Source organism: Photobacterium minamisatsumaniensis, assembly GCF_050336695.1.
Taxonomy (GTDB): domain Bacteria; phylum Pseudomonadota; class Gammaproteobacteria; order Enterobacterales; family Vibrionaceae; genus Photobacterium; species Photobacterium minamisatsumaniensis.
In genome coordinates, this window is the sequence record NZ_JAKJSI010000013.1 from 19,218 (window position 1) to 39,816 (window position 20,599).

Annotated in this window: 19 protein-coding genes; all 19 read left to right on the forward strand. The window is 46.6% G+C overall.

Annotated elements, in window-relative coordinates:
* Positions 1 to 157 precede the first annotated feature (157 nt).
* The 19 genes from L4D78_RS04995 to mreD all read left to right on the forward strand — a co-directional run bounded on the left by L4D78_RS04995 (position 158) and on the right by mreD (position 20,577).
* Positions 158 to 1,579 carry a PilN domain-containing protein gene (locus tag L4D78_RS04995; RefSeq protein WP_428465916.1) on the forward strand — a complete coding sequence of 474 codons (1,422 nt, stop codon included), beginning with the start codon at positions 158 to 160 and terminating at the stop codon, positions 1,577 to 1,579.
* Positions 1,576 to 2,211, forward strand: a complete 636-nt coding sequence (locus tag L4D78_RS05000) for an MSHA biogenesis protein MshJ (RefSeq protein WP_428456812.1) — start codon at positions 1,576 to 1,578, stop codon at positions 2,209 to 2,211. The genes L4D78_RS04995 and L4D78_RS05000 overlap by 4 nt, the downstream gene beginning before the upstream one ends.
* Positions 2,204 to 2,533, forward strand: coding sequence for an MSHA biogenesis protein MshK (locus L4D78_RS05005; RefSeq protein WP_428456811.1), 330 nt, complete (start codon positions 2,204 to 2,206; stop codon positions 2,531 to 2,533). Before L4D78_RS05000 ends, L4D78_RS05005 begins: the two co-directional genes overlap by 8 nt.
* 17 nt (positions 2,534 to 2,550) lie before the next feature.
* Positions 2,551 to 4,215, forward strand: coding sequence for a pilus (MSHA type) biogenesis protein MshL (mshL, locus tag L4D78_RS05010; protein WP_428465917.1), 1,665 nt, complete (start codon positions 2,551 to 2,553; stop codon positions 4,213 to 4,215).
* 9 nt (positions 4,216 to 4,224) lie between these two features.
* Positions 4,225 to 5,073: an ExeA family protein gene (locus L4D78_RS05015; protein ID WP_428465918.1), complete on the forward strand. Its 849-nt coding sequence runs from the start codon at positions 4,225 to 4,227 to the stop codon at positions 5,071 to 5,073.
* A 5-nt stretch (positions 5,074 to 5,078) separates the two neighbouring features.
* Positions 5,079 to 6,320, forward strand: coding sequence for a tetratricopeptide repeat protein (locus tag L4D78_RS05020; RefSeq protein ID WP_428465919.1), 1,242 nt, complete (start codon positions 5,079 to 5,081; stop codon positions 6,318 to 6,320).
* A 2-nt stretch (positions 6,321 to 6,322) separates the two neighbouring features.
* A complete protein-coding gene (locus L4D78_RS05025) occupies positions 6,323 to 8,044 on the forward strand; it encodes a GspE/PulE family protein (protein ID WP_428465920.1) in 1,722 nt (573 codons plus the stop codon).
* Between the two features lie 13 nt (positions 8,045 to 8,057).
* Positions 8,058 to 9,278 (forward strand): type II secretion system F family protein, encoded by a 1,221-nt coding sequence (locus tag L4D78_RS05030; protein ID WP_428465921.1) that lies wholly within the window; start codon positions 8,058 to 8,060, stop codon positions 9,276 to 9,278.
* Positions 9,256 to 9,741, forward strand: a complete 486-nt coding sequence (locus tag L4D78_RS05035; protein WP_428465922.1) for a hypothetical protein — start codon at positions 9,256 to 9,258, stop codon at positions 9,739 to 9,741. The genes L4D78_RS05030 and L4D78_RS05035 overlap by 23 nt, the downstream gene beginning before the upstream one ends.
* A gap of 43 nt (positions 9,742 to 9,784) precedes the next feature.
* Entirely contained in the window at positions 9,785 to 10,384 is a 600-nt protein-coding gene (locus tag L4D78_RS05040) for a prepilin-type N-terminal cleavage/methylation domain-containing protein (RefSeq protein ID WP_428465923.1), read from the forward strand.
* A gap of 19 nt (positions 10,385 to 10,403) precedes the next feature.
* Entirely contained in the window at positions 10,404 to 10,886 is a 483-nt protein-coding gene (locus tag L4D78_RS05045) for a prepilin-type N-terminal cleavage/methylation domain-containing protein (RefSeq protein WP_428465924.1), read from the forward strand.
* Positions 10,887 to 10,986: 100 nt separating this feature from the next.
* Positions 10,987 to 11,496, forward strand: coding sequence for a pilus assembly FimT family protein (locus L4D78_RS05050; RefSeq protein WP_428465925.1), 510 nt, complete (start codon positions 10,987 to 10,989; stop codon positions 11,494 to 11,496).
* Entirely contained in the window at positions 11,493 to 12,191 is a 699-nt protein-coding gene (locus L4D78_RS05055; RefSeq protein ID WP_428465926.1) for a type IV pilus modification PilV family protein, read from the forward strand. The genes L4D78_RS05050 and L4D78_RS05055 overlap by 4 nt, the downstream gene beginning before the upstream one ends.
* A complete protein-coding gene (locus tag L4D78_RS05060; protein WP_428465927.1) occupies positions 12,191 to 12,946 on the forward strand; it encodes a PilW family protein in 756 nt (251 codons plus the stop codon). Before L4D78_RS05055 ends, L4D78_RS05060 begins: the two co-directional genes overlap by 1 nt.
* Entirely contained in the window at positions 12,936 to 13,361 is a 426-nt protein-coding gene (locus tag L4D78_RS05065; protein WP_428465928.1) for a hypothetical protein, read from the forward strand. Before L4D78_RS05060 ends, L4D78_RS05065 begins: the two co-directional genes overlap by 11 nt.
* Positions 13,354 to 18,039: a DUF6701 domain-containing protein gene (locus tag L4D78_RS05070; protein WP_428465929.1), complete on the forward strand. Its 4,686-nt coding sequence runs from the start codon at positions 13,354 to 13,356 to the stop codon at positions 18,037 to 18,039. The genes L4D78_RS05065 and L4D78_RS05070 overlap by 8 nt, the downstream gene beginning before the upstream one ends.
* A 115-nt stretch (positions 18,040 to 18,154) precedes the next feature.
* On the forward strand, positions 18,155 to 19,198 hold the full coding sequence (locus tag L4D78_RS05075; protein WP_428456797.1) for a rod shape-determining protein: 1,044 nt from the start codon (positions 18,155 to 18,157) through the stop codon (positions 19,196 to 19,198).
* A gap of 40 nt (positions 19,199 to 19,238) precedes the next feature.
* Positions 19,239 to 20,099, forward strand: a complete 861-nt coding sequence (mreC, locus tag L4D78_RS05080) for a rod shape-determining protein MreC (protein ID WP_428465930.1) — start codon at positions 19,239 to 19,241, stop codon at positions 20,097 to 20,099.
* A complete protein-coding gene (mreD, locus tag L4D78_RS05085; protein ID WP_428456795.1) occupies positions 20,089 to 20,577 on the forward strand; it encodes a rod shape-determining protein MreD in 489 nt (162 codons plus the stop codon). The genes mreC and mreD overlap by 11 nt, the downstream gene beginning before the upstream one ends.
* Positions 20,578 to 20,599 lie beyond the last annotated feature (22 nt).

A 20,599-nucleotide genomic window follows, 5' to 3' on the forward strand; every position in this document is an offset into this window, starting at 1 on the left:
TATAATGGTCAAATATTTGACGCAACTTAAACTAAATCACTGTGCGTTACATTATTCGATAAATGTGATGTGCACTTGCTGGTAGTCCATAGAATTGAAGACGTTATTCCACAAAATAATAAAAAAGAAAGGCCAGGGCCATATTGCGGGTGTCTCGGTGTTTTCAGATAACGTTGTACTGGTGTACCGAGCTGAAAACGAGTGGGTAGTTGATGAAAAACCGATCTCCGACATCAGTAGTTGGGGACAAGCAATAAAGGCACTTGTTGAAAAGCACCAACTTAAGGGCTATGACTTTCGTGCGGTGTTAGGGCATGGCTTTTATCAAAGCATGCTGATTGAAAAAGTTGAGTTGCCACGTGAAGAGTACTCGACGGCATTACCCTATCTCGTCAAAGAGTTGGTGAATGAATCCCCCACTGACTTGGTGGCTGATGGCTTTTTAGCCCCACTCAAAGATCGGCTACAAGTGTTTGTGTCCCATAAAAAGCAGTTAGATGTATTGATTGCCGCTTTTCGTGATGTCGGATGTTCATTGGTTCGGGTGAGTGCGGAAGAAGTCGTTTGGGGGCAACTTACCGCGCATAATCAAAACCAATTGGTGCTGCATCGCCGTGGGCAAGGCAACTTGCAATTATCTGCATTTAAACAGCAAGCATTGTGCTTTCAGCGCCAACTGCGTGGTTTTACTTCACCGCTGTTGGGGAAGAGCGTGAGTGATACGCTGGCCCAAGGTTTACAGCTTGATAGCTTGGCGCTTGAGCTCCAGCGTTCATTGGATTTTCTAAGCGCTCAACTGCGTGATGCGCCGATTACCCAGTTACTTATTTCATGCGATGACGATGATGACGTAGCGTTGGCCAATGCGCTTAGCCAACGGTTAAACGTGGTTGTTATTGCAGTCGCTCCTAGCCATCCCGTGTTAGCAACTAACGCGGCTAGGATCGCTCATGCGGGTATTGTTGAGCCCGAGCAAGCGGGTATTAACTTTTACTCTGATGCGCTTAAGCCAACCGTGAATTTTTTGACGCTACCCAATATTTTAATGAGTTGGTTGGCGATAGCGGTTTTTATGGGGGCGTTAGCGGGTTGGTATGGCTGGCAGAATTACCAGCAACAGCAAAAGCTCATCACTGAACAAGCCCGCCTTACCGCGCAAAACGCTGAACTTGAGCGTGCGAAGGCAAGTCTTGCCAAGCATTTGCCTAGCCCATTGAAAATAGAGGCGGCAGATGGCCTTGAGCAGCAACTTGCGGCAAAACAAGCAACACTAGAAGCTATCGCTATGCATGATATTAGCTTGCAAGTGGGCTATGCCAGCATGCTGAAGCAACTCTCTGATGCCGCCGACGGCGATATTTCGCTACAGCGAATTTCGGTCTCGGGCCCACGTCTCGATTTGGAAGGTTTAGCGCGTACCCCTACGTCTGTTCCTAGCTGGCTCAAGGCATTTAAAGCATATCCAGACTTAGCCGATCGCCGCTTTCAGCTGATGTCTTTGGAACGTAATAAGCAAAACATTGTGACTTTTAAGCTACAGGCTGAAAGAGGCAATGGTCCGTCAGGGGAGCAATTATGAGCAGCTGGCAGGGTGTCTGTGACAAGTTTGAATTACTGACGCGTCGCGAGCAATGGCTTATCGCCATATCGGGCTGGATAGCGTTGTTATTTGTTGGCTTTATGGTGGTTATCGAACCTCAGGTTAATGCGTTCGGTGCCGCGAAGCGCCAGTTGGTATCGGTAACAAATGCCATGACGAGCAATGATAACCAATTGCTACTGATTGAGCGCAAACTACAGTCCGACCCGAACCTTGATGTTACTGCCCGCATTGCCCGGCTTGAGACGGATAATGCACTACTTGATGAGCAGCTTGACGGTAGGGTAGCAAGCTTAGTCAATGCAACCGAGATGTCGGTATTGATGGAGCAGGTGCTCCAGCGTTCAAAGCGTTTGAAGCTTGTCTCGTTATCTTCTTTGCCATCAGTGCAGCTGCTGAGTGGTGACGACCAAGGTTTCTATATTCACCCCGTAAGGCTTACTTTGCGAGGGCGTTATTTTGATGTCGTTGCCTACCTGCAGCAGCTAGAGGCACTCCCCGTAAAATACTATTGGCGGAGCCTTAATTATCAAGTTGATAACTACCCTTGGGCCGACATTCAACTGGAAGTATATACCTTGGGTGAAAGTAAGGATTTCATTGGTGGTTAAATCAATATTAATAGTCATCGGAGTGAACCTAACGGTAATCGGGGGGGCGCTGGCGAAGCAAGATCCGACAGCCCCGCTAGGGTGGCAAGCTCCTGCGGTTAAGTCGGCACCATCAAGGGCACGTTTACCGCAGTTACAAGGGATTTTTTGTGAGCAATCAGGCAGTAATTGTACGGTGATTCTCAATGATAGCTTGGTGTCGCGAGGTGGAAGGGTTAGTGGCTATACCTTGGATTCGATTCAAGATGACTTCGTCATTCTTCGACGAGGCAGCAAGCAGTGGCGGCTGGAACTTTTTGCCGATAACGTAAAATCAGATTAGAACATTAAGTGATAAACATGCGTGGATTAGTAATAGCAATCGTCATTGCCTCTTTGGTGGGGTGCTCGACCAATATGGGACACCGAGACCCTGTCGAGGTCAAAAGTGCGCTCAATGAAGCCGCCAATGAAGCGAACAGCCGACCATTGATCGATTTACCCGATTCAGTCAATGATGATCTGATGCCAAACCTTGGTGGCAGTGATTACACGAGCCATTCTGCGCTGGAAAAGCGTTTTCGTGTGAATGCCCGTAACGTTGATGCAAAAGCTTTTTTTGGCAGCTTGGTGAAAGGTACTTCTTTCAACATGGTGCTTCACCCTGACGTGCAAGGGCGAATCTCTCTAACGCTACGTGATGTAACGTTAGATGAAGTGCTGGAGGTGGTGTCAGATATTTACGGTTACAACACCAGCCGAAAAGGGAACATTATTCAGGTATTTCCAGCGACGTTACGTTCAGAGGTCATACCGGTTGATTACTTGCAGTTGCAACGCCGTGGTATTTCCCTGACAACGTTAACAACAGGGTCTATTTCTAATAATGGCTCGGGTAGCTCAAGCCAAAATAATTCAAGTAACAGCAACTCGAACAACAGCAACAACAGCAACAACAGCAGCTCGGGAACATCGACTGGCGGTACGACGATTGAAACGGTTTCTGAAAGTGATTTTTGGGCGCAGTTAGAAAAGGCTGTATCAGCGATGATTGGCAATGGCCAAGGGCGCAGTGTTGTGGTCTCTCCACAAGCAAGCTTGGTATCGGTTCGTGCTTACCCGAATGAATTGCGTGAAGTGAAAGAATTTCTTGGTGTGTCACAAAGACGCCTTAAGCGCCAAGTGGTGCTTGAAGCAAAAATCATGGAAGTCACCTTGAGTGATGGCTACCAGCAAGGGGTTAACTGGAGCAATATTACCAAGAGCATAGGTGGCACCGATATTATTTTCGGCCGCGGCAGCATTACGGATGCAAACGGTAATATCCCAGGTTTGCCTGGCGGTGATCCCATTGCAGCACTGTTAGGTGGCCAAACGAATATCACCATTTCTGATGGTAATTTTGATGCGGTTTTGAGCTTTTTGGACACCCAAGGTGATTTGAACGTTCTGTCTAGCCCTAGAATAACCGCAGCCAATAACCAAAAAGCGGTAATTAAAGTCGGTAGCGATCAGTATTTCGTGACTGATGTTTCGGGTGGTGAAGTGAATAGTGATGGTGGAACGGCCTCTCCTGATATTGAGCTAACGCCTTTCTTTTCAGGGATTTCCTTGGATGTTACCCCACAAATTGATGATCAAGACGGTGTATTACTGCACGTACACCCTGCGGTTATTGATGTTGTGACAGAAGTGAAAGACATTGCCCTTGGCGATACATTCGGCACATACCAGTTACCACTGGCGAAAAGTTCGATTCGTGAATCTGATTCTGTGATCCATGCTCGCTCTGGCGATGTTGTGGTTATTGGTGGATTGATGAAATCCATGACCAGTGATCAGGTCTCTAAAGTGCCGTTATTGGGTGATATACCGATGCTGGGCCACCTGTTCCGTAACGTAAATCAAATTCAGTTGAAAACTGAACTGGTGATTTTGTTAAAACCAACCGTGGTTGGTGAGCAAACGTGGCAGCAAGAGATCGAGCGTTCCCGTGCCTTGGTGACTGAATGGTTCCCTGAGTAGGGGATGAGCATGTATTTGTCGCACTTTGGCCTAACATCTGCCCCTTTTGCGTTGACACCCAATACGCAGTTTTTCCATGCGCTACCGCCTCATCTCGAGGCGATTACCACCACCTTGGCGGCATTAGAAATGGGAGAGGGCATTATTCAGATCTCAGGTGAAGTCGGTACCGGAAAAACACTCGTGTGCCGGATGATCATCAATCAATTGCCCGCGCATTTTGAATTAGCTTATCTACCCACACCAGCAGCTTGTGGCAATGAACTACGAATGGCGCTGGCAAAAGAACTGAATATTGATTCGACAGGTGATACAGCGACATTAACCGAGCGGCTGCATCAAGCACTGCTGGAACGTAAAGCAAAAAGAAAGTCGGTGGTACTGATACTCGATGAAGCGCAGGCGCTATCGGATGAAGTGCTCGAAGTGATCCGTTTATTAGGTAACTTAGAAACCGAGCACGAAAAATTGCTGCACATTATTTTGCTCGGCCAACCAGAGCTTGATCAACGACTTGCCCAACACCATATGCGCCAGTTTCGCCAGCGAATTACTTTTCGCAGCTGCTTGCGTGAACTGGAATTGGCTGAAGCGGTGGCTTATATCGAGCACCGTCTAAATAGTGTGAGTAAACAAGAGTATCAGTCATTGTTCTCACTCGCACAATATAAAGAGATATGGACTGCAAGCTACGGGATCCCTCGGTTAATTAATCAGTTATGCCATAAAGCATTGATTGCAGCATGCAGTGATAATCGTCTAAAAGTCAGCCGCCATGATGTTCTGTTGGCAATTAAAGATACCTTAGGAGCACGACAGCCTCGCTGGACGTATCCAGTTTTATGGGGATGGCATTAACAGCTATGAGTGAATTGAATAAAAAGCTGAATGCCTTGAGCCAGCAACAAGAACAGGGTGCAGTGAAAGCGGCGGTATTAAAGCCTGCACCCATTAAGCCTATCGTGAAATCATACTCGGCCTACTGGGCTATGCTGGCAGTGGCTGGGTTAGCCTTTGCTGGAAGCATTGGCTGGTGGCTGGGGGCTGGCAACCATCAACCCGATGAGACGGTAAGCCCAGTATTGCAAGAGAGTGAGTTGCAAGAGAGCGAGCAAACAACGGTTTTTGCTGTAGAGCCAACAGGAAAAATTGTACCGGTTATTTCTGAGGACGTTGCAACGATCGATGTTACCGCTGCCAATCACATGACAACAGCACCCGAACCTGCCGATAAGTTAGTGACGACTACGCAAGTTGAAGTGTTAAAACCAGCAGTTAAGCCAGTCGTTAAGACTCCAGTGGTGGTTCATTCTGAGCCAGTAAACCCACCCGTCAAAGTGGTGAAAAGCAACGTTATTGAGAAAAAAGCCATCAAGGCACCTACGGCTGTTACAGCCATCTCGAGTCCTACTGTAAAAGTGAAAGAACCCGTTTTGCCCGATCATCAATCGGAAGTGGTTTTGGCGAATGAAGAGGCTGACTCAGCGATTCAACCTGATGGCTTGATGATCGAATCCATAGAGTTGGATGCCGAGCAATTGGCAAACGTTGAATACAGCAAAGCCGAGAAGGCGTTGAAAGATGGTGACATCATTAAAGCCATTCGCTATTTAGAAGCAGCTGTTAAATACCAGCCGACATGGGTAACCGCCCGCCAAAAACTGTCTGCATTATATTATGGTCGTGGGGAGAATCGGCGTGCATTGGCGACCTTACAGCAAGGCCTTGTTCATGACGCCCAGCAACCCGATCTGCGTTTAACCATGGCGAAACTATTGGTGAACGAATCCCAATCACAAGCAGCGTTAAATGTGCTCGCCGAGATGCCAGCAGAGGTACATGGTGATTATCTGGCGATGCGTGGGGCATTGGCGCAAAGGCTAAAAAATAATGTATTAGCAATGAGCAGCTATCAGGCTTTGGTAAAAAAAGAACCCTATGATGGCCGTTGGTGGATGGGGTTGGGGATAGCGTTTGAGCGCAGCGATGCCAACGAGAAAGCGCAAAGTGCTTATTTACAAGCACTGCAGATGGGACGTATTTCGCAGCAGTCGCAGCAGTTTATCCAGCAACGCTTAACCATATTAGAGAACCGAGAGGGCTAACCATGCAAATCAAACTTCGTAAGCGCTTGGGTGATTTGTTGGTTGATGAAGGTATCGTTGGCCAAGATCAGCTAGAGCGAGCATTACTACAGCAGCAGTCTACCGGTCGCAAGCTCGGTGATACCTTGATCAGTATGGGCTTTTTGACAGAGCAACAAATGCTGCAGTTTCTTTCTCGTCAGCTTGATATCCCATTAGTCGATTTGAATCGGGTTACCGTTGATGCCGAGGCTGTCGCATCGTTATCAGAAGTGCATGCCCGCCGCTTACGAGGCTTAGTGATTGGCTTGCATGGTGATACGGTGCGGGTCGCCATGAGTGATCCCGCCGATCTGGCCGCACAGGAAGCCCTCTATGATCAGCTATCCCAATATCGAGTGGAGTTGGTGATCGCCCCTGAGCATCAGTTACTCGCAGCCTTTGACCGTTACTATCGCCGCACACAAGAAATTGTCTCTTTTGCCGAACAATTGCAGGCAGAGCACCAACACCAGTCGGACTTCAATTTTGGTTTCGATAATGACGACAACGATGAAGTCACGGTTGTAAAGCTGATCAACTCACTGTTCGAAGATGCCATCCAAGTGGGGGCGTCAGACATTCATATCGAACCTGATAGCGACGTGTTACGTATTCGCCAGCGTATTGATGGAATATTGCATGAAACATTGTTGAATGAATCAACGGTTGCCTCTGCACTTGTTTTACGCCTTAAGCTCATGAGTGGGCTAGATATCTCAGAAAAGCGCTTGCCGCAAGATGGTCGCTTTAACGTCAAAGTACGCGGTTGCTCTGTAGACGTCCGTGTTTCCACCATGCCAGTACAGCATGGTGAGTCGGTTGTTATGCGCTTGCTTAACCAGTCTTCAGGCATTTTAAGCCTTGAGCAAATAGGCATGCCTGCAGATATCTTGCAGCGTTTCCGTCGTCAGCTAAAGCGCCCTCATGGCATGATTTTGGTCACCGGCCCGACAGGTTCTGGTAAAACCACCACGCTCTATGGCGCACTCAGTGAATTGAATAAGCCGGGTAAGAAGTTGATCACCGCTGAAGACCCGGTGGAATATCGTCTTCCCCGGGTGAATCAGGTACAAGTGAACAGTAAAATTGGCCTGTCATTTTCATCGATACTGCGTACTTTCTTACGACAAGATCCCGACATTATTCTTGTCGGTGAAATGCGCGATCAAGAAACGGTCGAGATCGGTCTGCGCTCCGCGTTAACTGGCCACCTCGTATTATCAACGCTGCATACCAATGATGCGGTCGACAGTGCACTGCGTATGATGGACATGGAAGCACCTGGGTATTTGGTGGCAAGTGCGGTACGCGCGGTACTGGCTCAACGGTTGGTACGACGGGTATGCCGAGAGTGTGCCGAAGTTGAAACCCCGGAACACGCCAAGCAACAATGGTTAATGGCGCGTTTTCCCGACCTAGAAACCCCGATCTTCAAACAAGGGAAAGGCTGTCAAAGCTGCAACTTTACTGGGTATAAAGGTCGAATTGGGGTGTTTGAGTTACTTGAAATGAAACCGGCAATGATGGATGCATTACGTGCCAATGATGCGGTTGGTTTTAGTCAAATTGCGCGCCAGTCAGAAGGCTATAAACCGCTCGTGGAATCTGCGATGGCATTAGCGCTACAAGGAATGACGAGCTTGGATGAAGTGCTGTTACTGGGCGAAGGTGATGAGCATGATGGTTTCGTGCTGGGTTCATGAGTAGGAGTGTGTAATGCCGCAATTTATCTACCGTGGACGCGGTGCTCAAGGTGAGCTACAGCGTGGAAAAATCGAAGCTGCATCACAAGATGCTGCTGCCGATCTACTCATTCGTCAGGGGATCATTCCGCTTGAAATCCGACAGGGCCAAGCTCAGCGTAGTAATGGGGATTTCCAAAATCTATTCAAGAGCCATATCCCCCTTGATGCCTTAGTCGTTTTTTGCCGCCAGCTTTATAGCTTAACCAAAGCGGGTGTGCCTTTATTAAGGTCAATCAAGGGGCTAGGGCAAAGCTCTGGTCACCCATTGATGAAGAGTACGCTGGATACGGTTGTTGAAGAGCTGACCAATGGTAAATCGTTGTCTGCCTCGATGAAACAACATCCACGGGTGTTTTCAGAGCTGTTTGTTTCGATGATCCAAGTGGGGGAAAATACCGGACGCTTAGATGATTCACTGCTGCAACTTGCCCATTATTATGAGCAAGAGATGGAAACCCGTCGCCGGATCAAATCGGCCATGCGTTACCCAATGTTTGTGATCAGCGCAATTATGATCGCGATGGCGGTGTTAAATATTAAAGTGATCCCCCAATTTTCCGCTATGTTCAGTCGCTTTGGCGTTGACTTACCTTTGCCAACTCGGATCTTAATGGGAACCTCGAATGCGTTCGTCAATTATTGGCCACTCATGGTCGGTGGCATATTGGTGGTATGGATTGGCATTAAGGTCTGGCGTCAAACACCTGTCGGTAATGAAAGGTGGGATTATTGGCGGCTTAAAGTGCCAGTTATTGGCGATATCGTTAACCGATCTCAGTTATCACGCTTTTCACGTACTTTCTCATTAATGCTTCGTGCCGGTGTCCCCTTGAACCAAGCGATTCAAATGTCAGCCGAGGCATTAGGTAATCGTTATTTAGAAAACCGCCTTATTGAGATGAAAAATGGCATTGAGGGCGGGGCGAGTATTGCCAGTACCGCGAGCCAATCTGGCGTTTTTACCCCGTTAGTCCTTCAAATGATTGCAGTCGGTGAAGAGACAGGTCAGGTTGATGACCTATTGCTTGAGGCCTCTGACTTTTATGATCGGGAAGTCGATTATGATCTCAAAACCCTGACTGCTCGTGTTGAGCCTATGTTGTTGTTAGTGGTGGCTATTATGGTGCTTATTCTTGCACTTGGTATTTTCCTTCCAATGTGGAGCTTGCTTGATGTGGCTAGAGGCGTTTAACGCAAAACAGCATAGCCGCATTCATCATATTATTCTTTTATCGGCTATTTTTATGATCATTTCTGCGCTGTTGACCCAGTGGCAAAAGGTAAATGAGAAGGCTGAACAAACCCAACTCAGTGTACTGACTCAAACTCTTGTCAAAAGTGCGGCTTCTCTACGTCAGGAGTGGGAGTTAAGTGATAAACCTGAACGGGTGACGGTAAACGGAGCTAATGTCTCTTTTACTCAAAAGGGATGGCCAATTGTGCTGAATGAACAACAAATTAACTGCCAAAAAACGTGGGAACTACTTTCATCAAGGTTCAACCCCGTTTCTTACCTTGATCTGGTTGAAAAAAAAGAAATGAGATCAACTTATTATAATTCGTGTTATTTCAAAGTTAGTAGTGGAAATTGGCTAGCATTATTTTATGAAAATGAGACAATACAAATCGACAGTTTTTTGACGCGCGCCGAATAGTGATGACGTTGATTTGACAATAATTAAAAAAGGGTGAGTAAAGATGAAAAAACAAGCCGGTTTTTCATTAGTGGAATTGGTCATTGTGATTATCGTAGTCGGCCTGTTGGCTGTTGCTGCACTTCCGCGTTTTTTGAACGTCACCGACGAAGCTAAGAAGGCGCAAATTGAAGGTGTGGCTGGAGGGTATGCGACTGCTGTTCTTTCTGCTCGGGCACAGTGGGAAGCTGATGGTCGCCCACAGACTTCAAACGAGAAGCATAAAGTAAATTATGATGGTTCAGATTTTATGCTGACAGTGGCAACAGCGAATAACTCTGTACGTGACGGTTACCCGATCAGGTATGGTGATAATAATGGTGCAACGATTAGTAATATGACTAGCGGTACTTGTAAAGAGTTGTTTGAGCAATTAATGCAAAACCCTCCACAAATTACAGATAAAGCTGCTGAGGCAAAGGCTAATGGTGGCAACTTCCAATATTTCGCAAAAGTATCAGGTAATAACAATAATGCTGTTTGTGAGTATTACCAATTAGCATCAGCTAATACGAATAATAACGACAGTAATCTTTCAGAAGAAAGTGGTCACCAATTTACCTATAAGCCAGCTTTAGGTCAGGTTGTTGTAAATCTTAAATAAATAGTAGTTGGAGAATGTTATGAAACGTCAAGGCGGCTTTACGCTAATTGAAATGGTAGTGGTTATCGTAATCCTAGGTATTCTGGCGGTTACGGCAGCACCACGTTTTTTGAACCTACAAAATGATGCTCGTAAAGCTTCACTTCAAGGCCTTAAAGGTGGTGTTGATGGTGCAGCAGGTATTGTATTTGGCAAGGCTGCAATTAATGGCATTGAGTCTAACGATGCTGATGCAGATAACAAAGTAGAAGATATTTTAGTTGCTTATGGTTACCCAACAGCAGCAGATGGCGGCATCAATAATGCAGTTGTTGGTTTATCGACGGACTGGGTTATTAAGTATGATGACAAATCAGCGCCAAAAAATGCGGTTATGACTTTTAAAACTAATACAGTCTATAGTACCGTCAAAGAAATTCGTGATACTGAATGCTTTGTTCAATACAACCAAGCAACAAGCTCTGCGGTAGCGACAGCCGTTGTAACTGATACTAAGTGTTAATTATTAAATAGCGCTCCTCGGAGCGCTATTTAATAAGGGCATCATTATGATGCCCTTATTAAATAGACTTTTCCATTCCATAAAACCTTCAGGGTGAATAATGCCCAGTACCCAGCGCGGTTTTTCCTTAATCGAAGTTATTGTGGTGATAATGCTGGTGGGTATTATCTCGGTCACGGCTGCCTCACGAATTTTTGGCCGCAGTAGCTTTGATGCCTATGTTGCCCGCGACCAAGCCATATCTATCGCTCGTCAAATCCAAGTTACCGGCATGAACCAGGCCATAAATACCCCCAATGACGATCCGAGTCAGTGCCTTTCGTTAAAAATCACCGCTGATTATTTTGGCTCGTTGTCATGTTCATCTAATCAAGATTTTAGCCGCTGGTTAAGCACCGATAACGACAAGGTAAGCTTCGCTATTAATAACGGTATATCAACGATGTACTTCGATATATTGGGACGACCGTTTGTGTTTAATCGCAACAACCAAAAGGTCGCTATTTGCCAATCAGCAGCCTGTGAGGTGACGTTTACCTCGCGAAGTAACGAGCAAGCAACTATGTGTATTAATGCTGAAGGTTATATGTGGTCTGGGGTGTGCTCATGAAAAGGCTAAAATCACAGCGCGGCTTTACCTTGATTGAAGGCATTATCACCATTGTTATTCTTGGCGTGGCAATGGTAACGCTAACCAGTTTTCTATTTCCTCAAGTGCAACGCTCTGCTACGCCATATTATCAGGCGCGAGCGGTGGGCATCGGCAATGCCTTTCTCAATGAAATCCTCTCGCGCAAATTTGATGAAGAATCAGACCCGTTTAATGATAGCCGTATTCGATGTGGTGAATCCGTTCTCATTCAAGGCGTAGAGTTCTATCAGGAATGCTCACAACCCATAACTGCTGGTTCAGGAGTTCGTTGGCCTGAAGATGATACAAGCGAATATTATGATTACGTCGATCCGGTAAGTGGTAACTTGCTTGGGCGAGGATTAAGAGTTGAAATGGCCAATGATGTCGATGATTTTCATGGTTGCTGGGGTGATTTAGCATTATGCCGTGAAAGAAACGCTGGCAATAATAGTACCTTTCCTTGGCGTGGTTTTGTTGAAAGTCTAATTGAGCCAGTGAGTGCCGATGCTGAAAACGAGTATTACAAGAACATCACGGTTAATGTAAAGGTGAGCTATCCAGATAGCCTTAACCCTGAAACACCACCCCGTCAGCATAAGCGAATTGAAGTTGAGATAAATACGGGTAGTTATGGGCAATATGAGTTTGTTGCCTACAGGAGTAACTACTGATGGGCAGCTTCAAACGCATGCAGCAGGGTTTTACCTTGATGGAAATGGTGATTGCCTTGGTGATCCTCGCGATCATTTCATTGGCCATTGGCAGCTACCTCCAACTTGGCGCACAAGGTTATATCGGTACGGTTAACCGGGATCGGGCACAATCAATCGCCCGCTTTGCGCTGGAGAAAATGACCCGAGAAATTCGCCATGCCGCCCCAAATAGTGTTGAGGTTAACTCGCCTGGGCGGTGCCTCTCCTTCTATCCGGTAAAACTATCGGGCTTTTATCTTGCAGAGCCTATTAATACGGCGCTGGACTTTTCCCCTACAGTGGGCAGCGTGGATGAGTGGACGACAATTCAATCTAATGCTTGGATGGCTGTAGGGCTGCCATCGGCGAAACAATATGACGAAAAACGAAACACTATCCGTACCGTTGAACAGAGCAGTGATGATGGGGTGCTGACAGCGACTCTGGCACTTCCGCTTACATCGTCATCACCCGCTAACCGTCTGTATAGTTACAGCGAAAAAGTGAGCTATTGCTTTGACAGTACAACCAATGAATTACACCGTTTGGTCGATAATATGCTGCCGTCAAAGAACACCTTGATAGCACAAGATGTACAAGCGGTGAGCTTTGCCTCCGAAGGTGTCGGAATGAATAGTAACGGTATGGTTCATATTGGTTTGGTGATCCAGCGAGAGCAAACAGGCGAGCTATCTAATTACGAACACAGCGTGCAGGTGATTAATGTTTTATAGCAGGCAACGTGGCAGTGCGCTGATTGTGTCGATTTTTGTTATCACGGTGATGGCGGTAATGGCCTCGGCGATGATTAAGATTGATTGGTCTAGCCAAGATACTACCTCGCGAGAAGTGTTTGCTACCCGGGCGTGGTACGCCGCTCATTCTGGCAATGAGTATATGCTGAGTAAACTATTCCCATTAGGGGAAGCAAACTCGAAGCCTGAATACTGCAAAGAATATACCGGTGAGCTGTCTCCTCGCTTATTTAACTGCCAAGTATTAAAACTCGTTTGCACCAAGCATGAATATGGTAGTGCTGAATCTAAAAATTATAAATATCAATTAGAAGCGACCGCAACCTGTGGAACGGGGATGTTTGAAACCACGAGGACTCAGGAAGCGTGGGCCAAGGATTTAAATAATGAATAAAATAAAGACAATCTTTTGGGCGTTAATTGTATGTTTCTTTTTTCCCTCGTTAGCACATAGTGCAATCGACTTTTCTCAATGCCCATTTACTGGCCCTGCGCAGACCTGGAGCCGTGATGGTGATGTTGAGATAGATGGTGCAGGTGAAATCAATGGTGCTGTCGACGGGATGTTCCTTGGCTTTAATGAGGTTGATTCTCAGCCACATGGCTGTGGTAAGCACCAAAGATGTTATAGCAACCTCAGTTACCCAGAAAAAAACCTTTTGGTAGATAAGCCTTTATTTGTGTCATTTAAAGTAAATAACAACGAAAGAAAGCTTGAAAATGATGCTCATTTATCACCGGCTCGATATAAAAAGATCGAAATCATAAGCAAAGCCAAAGTTACCCTGGCTCCAGGGGAATACTGGGTTGATGAGTTTGTTATTAAAGAGAAGAGCGAATTAATCATTTCTGGGGCGGTAACCTTAAATGTTAATAAACTAATACTTGATGATAAGGCGACAATTAATCATTCAGGCTCACCCTCTAATCTTGTGATTATTGCACATAAAAATGATGGCGAGGTTGAGCTAAAGTCGAAGACCGAGCATGAATTTAGTGCGTATATTATTGCCAATGACGATGTTTTGATTTCAGAAAAAACGAGGGTTCGAGGAGCAGTGACAGCCTATGAGCTCAAAGTTGAAAAACAAGGTAAGTTAACTGCTGACTTGAATGGCTGTAATGTAACCCCTGAAGAACCTGAATATAGCGACGATGCTCAATTTCAATTTGGTACTCAGTCATGTAGCGCAGCTGAGTGTGAAATTCAAATTGATAATATTGATCAATATACCCTTAAGCCATTGGTCTTTTTGATGCCGACCATAGATCAAGGCTCACCAGATGACGATCCCCCCGCAACTCTTGCCGTGAAATCGGTTGATTTGAATGATGGAAAAGTAATTATTGAGCAAGTATCGCCTTCTGGAATTGGAGCCGCTGCAACGATGACTCAGGTCAGTTACTTAATCATGGAGCCAGGAAAGGCGAATTTTCATGGTAAAGAAGTGGTTGCGGGTTATGTCGATACCACTGAATATCAAGCAACATCAGGCGATGACCGAGGCTGGGAACGCGATATTGCATTGTCTGACTGGGGGGGAGGCTCGTTATCTAATCCTGTATTTTTAACCCAGCAGCAAGGTCTCAATAGAGATCATATTTTTTCTACTTCTGCGATTACAAATATTACCGCTGGAAAAAGTGATTTAGCGATTGAGCTAGGGCGGGGAACCGTGCACCCAGCTAACAAGCGTCGTGTCGCTTTCTTAGCAAGCAGTGTGGGAACTGGCGAGACAGATACCGGAATAAAATTTGAGTTTGGTGTTGTGCGAAATTTAAATCAAACGGGAACATTGGCTGAGTCATGTCAAAACCTGCGAGTCCCCTTTGCAAACAATTATACCGTACAACTTGGTGTCGTCGGGATGAAGCAAACCCGTAATGGCCCCCATGGTGGTTGGATCCGTCGTTGTGAGTTAACACCGTCTGATTTTAGCTTTGTGTTTGACGAAGATACCTTGGGTAGCCGTAAGCATCGTAGCGCAGAGGATGTCGGTTATTTTGCGTTTGGTACGGATTTTCAAATGCCGGAGCATTGTGAATACTTCCCAGGTCCAGTGCAGTCACACTCCGAGCAAGGAAAGATTGAGATCTATGATCAGGGCTTTATTCATGGTCAGGTTGAAAACTTCAAATTGGGGTTCAATTCTATAAATGATGGCTCTGGTTTAGGCGATGAATCATGCCGTACTGATAGTGCCTCTTGGAAGTGTCAGTTAAATCAGAATCTTGTTGTAGATTCTGTGGATTTACCTCAATTTCCTAGCGGTGGTAGCAGTGAGTCGTTTTATGACGGTAAAACACACGTTATTTCTTTTGAGAAGACATACCAAAGAATAGAAGCGGGCTCGACTTCAACGGTGAAGCTTGCAGCGAGCGGTGATTATTGGATTAGAAATTTAACCCTCAATGGCCAAGCAAAGTTAGTGGTTTCTGATGGAATAAAAGTCCGGTTATTTGTGGAGAGACTTCAAACTAATATTGATTCATCCATCAACCACAGCGGTAATCCAGATGATTTTATTTTGGTCGGTGTGGGAGCGAATGCCAATATACACCTAACAGGTGAGACCACATTCCATGGCATGGTGTACTCGGAAAACCAAGTAACCCTCGATTCCAAATTTAACTTCAACGACGACATTACCCAAATGCCTGCCACCATTACAGGAGCAGTGACTGCTCGTCAGGTATTTATGTCTGGAACCAGTAACATACGTAGCGGTGGCATGTGTTTCACACCTCCTGAGCAAAACTATCAAATTACTGTTAGCCCAGAGCAAGATTTATCACTGACGTGTGATCGCCAGCCCGTCGAGTTTCAAGTGCTGGACGAAAATGGCGCTCCTGCTGGTAGCTATGATGGTCAGGTCAATATCACCAGTACGCTAACGACGGCGAACAAGGCTTTTTGGTATCTTAGTGAGCAAGGCGGAGATGCAGGAAAGCTCGACATTAGCCAGAGTCATGCATTTAACGTTGATACTGACGGTAAGGTGACCCTATGGCTGAAGAGTGATGTGGTCGGCACTATTTCGGCAACTGGCCGCCTCTCGACTGACAGTGGGAAGAGTGCCACAGGCCAGTATGGTTTTGTGCCATTTAAGTTTGAAATTGCTGACAGTTACCTTCCGACCGTTGCCGGAAAGCCGTCAGCGATAAGTATCAAAGCCAAAGCCTGTAAAACCGATAATAACGATGAGGTATCGGTTGGCTATGATGGTAAGCGCACCCTGACACTCGGTACTCGCTATGACGCTCCCAATTCAGGCAGTCAAAATATTGAACTCCGGGCAGCTACCACAACCGCAAATTGGGTGAGTGATGAAATTGAACTCGACTTTAAACGTGGCATTGCAAGTGCCGAATTAAGGTACCTCGATGCAGGTAAAACAACCTTAACTCTTACCGATCCTCAATGTAGCCTCGCTGAAGGCTGCGAAATTTTACCGGATAGCCAAACGCTCGCACAGTATACGCTGGGGGACTGGACGCAGCTGGAAGGGACACAATCGGTGTGGTCGCGCCCCTATACATTTGCCTTGTGTAATGCGGGCGAGCCGTACATCGAAGGTGCAACAGGAACAGCTGATATCCCGAAAGAGTATACCAATGCTCATCAGGTCGCTTTTCTTCCTGCTGGACATCGTTTCAGTACTCTTGTGAAGCCAGTCATTTGGGATGATGATGGTGCATTTAGTGTGTCGGGTAAACAAGCTGATGTGGACTCAACGGCTTTGTGTGAGCGACCAGTGACGCAAAACTTTTTTCGGTCAGATGCCCCAACGGTTAATGTAGTACTGTCTCATCAGCTACATACACCTGAAAACCAACAGGCGGGACAGTTGTCAGGGACTTTATCGTTATCAAATACCGAGATAGAGAGTAAGCCATTTACGCTTAGTTGGGATGAAGTTGGCAGTATTAAATTGTTGGCTGATACTTCAGTAAATTATTTAGGGATGGATGTGAATGCTGGGTATCGATTCGTGGGCCGATTTTATCCCGATGCCTTTGCCATTGTTTCAGCAGAGAGTGGCAAGCAATACCCTGATGGCCAGTCGTTTGTTTATATGAACCAGTCTTTTAAAGCTCGTTTTAAGGTTGAAGCACAGAATGCGGCTGGGGGAGCTACCCAAAACTACGGCCACTTTGTACCGTCAAAACAAATTGGCCTTGAAATAGAGGCGATTGATAGCTCGATAGAGCATGGTCCAGTTAATCGTTTATCCGGGCGAATGGATTGGCATGGGTTGCCTGATGGCTGGGAAAAAGACTGGCAGGGCGCCCATGTGACCATCCCTTGGAGTCCGTTCATGTTCCAGCGCGATATTACAGCCCCAGCAACACCATCGACCTCAATCATCACGACAGAGGATGGTCCGTATGATGTTGCATTGGGTATTTTAAGGGAAGATCTAAGTTTTGCTGAGGCTGAGCGGATCGGTTACCCAGAAATTGATGGGGATATGGACGTTGTTTATTGCAACGGCGAGGAGGACTGCCGTGAGCCTCGGGCCGCGATGAAGTTTGCGGACTTTAATACTCGTTATGGCCGCATGGTGATGGATGATGGTGCGGGCCGCTCTGATGCTAGCATTGCAATTCCGCTCCGAGTCGAATATTGGAATGGTGATGAATTTACTACGCACTTCTCTGATAACGTTTCAGCGTTTGACGGCCAATATTCATGTAAACAAATTATCGCCCAGCCTGACAGTTCTGTGACAAGCGGCTCATACACTGAGGGTAAGGACCTTGTCACTGCTGGTGAAGCACCACTTAATCGGCTCGTCGCGAAACTGGAGACTAAGCAGCCGAATTACCGTGAGCAAGTCCGGTTTTGGCAGAAGTTAGTTAATACTATCCCGCAACAGGTCGCTGCTAATAATAATGAGATTAGCTGCAAGGCGGGAACGGTAGAAGGGCGTCTACAGCCTTGGCTGCTCTATAACTGGCGTGGTGTGGGTGACGAAAACCCATCCGCTGTGGTGACCTTTGGTGTCTATCGCGGTAACGATCGTATTCTCTACCGTGGTGAAAAGGGCATTAATACATTGCTCAATTAAATAAAATGCGGATCTGTGGCAGGTTTGACAAAGCTTACCTTGTCTCGATTCGCGCCCCTTGATACATTTAGCGCAATTTAACGAATTTGTAAGCTTGCAGGATTAGCCGAAGACTATGTTTAAAAAACTTCGTGGCATGTTTTCTAATGACCTGTCTATTGACTTGGGTACCGCCAATACTCTTATTTATGTCAAAGGACAGGGCATCGTACTTGATGAACCATCAGTAGTTGCGATCCGTCAGGATCGTGCTGGAGCAACCAAAAGTGTGGCCGCAGTCGGTCATGATGCCAAGCAAATGCTAGGCCGTACTCCGGGTAATATTGCTGCGATTCGTCCGATGAAAGACGGTGTTATCGCTGACTTCTACGTAACTGAAAAAATGCTTCAGCATTTTATCAAGCAGGTGCACGACAACAGCCTGTTACGTCCAAGTCCACGAGTTTTAGTCGCTGTACCGTGTGGTTCTACCCAAGTAGAACGCCGAGCTATCCGCGAATCAGCACAAGGTGCTGGTGCACGTGAAGTGTATTTGATTGACGAGCCAATGGCTGCGGCAATTGGTGCGGGTATGCCAGTATCTGAAGCGACAGGTTCGATGGTGATCGATATCGGTGGTGGTACAACGGAAGTTGCCGTTATTTCACTTAACGGTGTGGTGTACTCGTCATCTGTCCGCATCGGTGGTGACCGCTTTGATGAAGCTGTGATCAACTATGTGCGCCGTAACTACGGCAGCCTTATTGGTGAAGCAACAGCAGAGCGCATTAAGCACGAAATCGGCTCAGCGTACCCAGGTGATGAAGTACGTGAGATTGAAGTTCGAGGCCGTAACCTAGCTGAAGGTGTTCCTCGCAGCTTTACACTGAACTCAAATGAAATTCTTGAAGCACTGCAAGAGCCGTTAACGGGTATTGTTTCTGCGGTTATGGTTGCACTTGAGCAGTGTCCGCCAGAGCTAGCTTCTGATATTTCAGAGCGCGGTATGGTGCTGACTGGTGGTGGTGCGCTTCTGCGTGACCTCGATCGTCTACTGACCGAAGAAACCGGTATTCCAGTTGTTGTGGCTGATGAGCCGCTAACTTGTGTTGCCCTTGGTGGTGGTAAAGCCTTAGAAATGATCGACATGCACGGTGGCGATCTATTCAGCGAAGAATAATGCCCTCTTGGGCATGTCAACAAACAGGTTATAGCGTTACATGAAACCTATATTTGGCAGGGGTCCATCCCTGCAGTTGCGCCTGTTTCTTGCCATATTACTGTCGGTTGGCTTAATGCTGGCCGACAGCCGTCTTGATGCCTTTGCGAATGTCCGTTATCTATTGAATTCGGCCATTGCTCCCCTTCAATATGCTGCTAACTTACCCCGCGATCTACTAGATGGTGTCTCTGGGCAATTTAGTTCGCGTCAGCGGTTATTGGTTGAAAACAAAGCACTAAAACGAGATTTGCTTGTTCAGCAGAGCGATGTTCTGTTGCTTGAGCAATTAAAGCAAGAAAACCAGCGTTTACGGGAGCTATTAGGCTCTCCATTTGTGCGTGATGAAAAAAAATTGATTGCTGAAGTCATGGCGGTCGATTCCGATCCTTATAGCCATCAAGTCATGATCGATAAAGGTCGGATTGACGGTGTTTATGAAGGTCAACCCGTGATCAATGAAAAAGGCATTGTTGGTCAGGTGTCGTATGTGGGTGCCCATAACAGTCGTGTGCTGTTGCTCATTGACCCATCGCACGCGATCCCGGTGCAAGTCGTTCGTAATGATATTCGCGTTATAGCGTCTGGCAGTGGACAAATCGGTCAGATCCAACTTGAGCACGTGCCAAGCAGTACTGATATCGAAGTGGGTGATCTGTTGGTCAGCTCAGGTTTAGGTGGACGTTACCCTGAAGGCTACCCTGTTGGGTATATCACAGAGTTTTCATTTGATAATAAACGCCCGTTTGCCCAAATTAACGCAAGGCCTGCTGTACAGTTTGATCGTCTGCGTTATTTGCTGTTGGTTTGGCCAACACCGAATGAAACGTTAAGTGAAGGGGAGTTCAATAGTGGCGCATAGTAAACCTAATGGCCGCGTGTGGATTTGGCTGTCTTTCATTATTGCATTGGTGCTGCAAGCCGCGCCGTGGCCGGGTGAGTTGGAATATTTTCGCCCATCTTGGGTAACGTTGGTGGCCTTTTATTGGGTGCTGGCACTACCACATCGAGTGAATGTCGGCACAGCACTGTTACTTGGCTTGCTATGGGACTTAATGCTGGGTTCAACCCTTGGTGTGCGTGGGCTGATGATGTCGGTGCTATGTTATATAGTAGCGTTGAACTTTCAGGTGCTGCGAAACCTTTCTTTGTGGCAACAAGCGATGCTGGTGGCACTATTAACGCTGGGTGGAAAGCTGGTCGAGTTTTGGGCTGAATACCTAGTTTCAGTGATCACGTTTGACCCACAGCAACTTTGGTCTGTATTGCTTAACTTCCTGTTGTGGCCATGGCTGTTCTTACTGCTACGGCGAATGCGTCGTAAGTTCTCAATTCGTTAAACTTTTCTCCCAATACGATCTG

Bases quoted from the DNA above. Each gene is read 5' to 3' on its own strand.
- L4D78_RS05000 (WP_428456812.1), top strand. From the start codon at position 1,576: ATGAGCAGCTGGCAGGGTGTCTGTGACAAGTTTGAATTACTGACGCGT.
- mshL (WP_428465917.1), top strand. From the start codon at position 2,551: ATGCGTGGATTAGTAATAGCAATCGTCATTGCCTCTTTGGTGGGGTGC.
- L4D78_RS05015 (WP_428465918.1), top strand. From the start codon at position 4,225: ATGTATTTGTCGCACTTTGGCCTAACATCTGCCCCTTTTGCGTTGACA.
- L4D78_RS05020 (WP_428465919.1), top strand. From the start codon at position 5,079: ATGAGTGAATTGAATAAAAAGCTGAATGCCTTGAGCCAGCAACAAGAA.
- L4D78_RS05025 (WP_428465920.1), top strand. From the start codon at position 6,323: ATGCAAATCAAACTTCGTAAGCGCTTGGGTGATTTGTTGGTTGATGAA.
- L4D78_RS05030 (WP_428465921.1), top strand. From the start codon at position 8,058: ATGCCGCAATTTATCTACCGTGGACGCGGTGCTCAAGGTGAGCTACAG.
- L4D78_RS05040 (WP_428465923.1), top strand. From the start codon at position 9,785: ATGAAAAAACAAGCCGGTTTTTCATTAGTGGAATTGGTCATTGTGATT.
- L4D78_RS05045 (WP_428465924.1), top strand. From the start codon at position 10,404: ATGAAACGTCAAGGCGGCTTTACGCTAATTGAAATGGTAGTGGTTATC.
- L4D78_RS05050 (WP_428465925.1), top strand. From the start codon at position 10,987: ATGCCCAGTACCCAGCGCGGTTTTTCCTTAATCGAAGTTATTGTGGTG.
- L4D78_RS05055 (WP_428465926.1), top strand. From the start codon at position 11,493: ATGAAAAGGCTAAAATCACAGCGCGGCTTTACCTTGATTGAAGGCATT.
- L4D78_RS05060 (WP_428465927.1), top strand. From the start codon at position 12,191: ATGGGCAGCTTCAAACGCATGCAGCAGGGTTTTACCTTGATGGAAATG.
- L4D78_RS05065 (WP_428465928.1), top strand. From the start codon at position 12,936: ATGTTTTATAGCAGGCAACGTGGCAGTGCGCTGATTGTGTCGATTTTT.
- L4D78_RS05070 (WP_428465929.1), top strand. From the start codon at position 13,354: ATGAATAAAATAAAGACAATCTTTTGGGCGTTAATTGTATGTTTCTTT.
- L4D78_RS05075 (WP_428456797.1), top strand. From the start codon at position 18,155: ATGTTTAAAAAACTTCGTGGCATGTTTTCTAATGACCTGTCTATTGAC.
- mreC (WP_428465930.1), top strand. From the start codon at position 19,239: ATGAAACCTATATTTGGCAGGGGTCCATCCCTGCAGTTGCGCCTGTTT.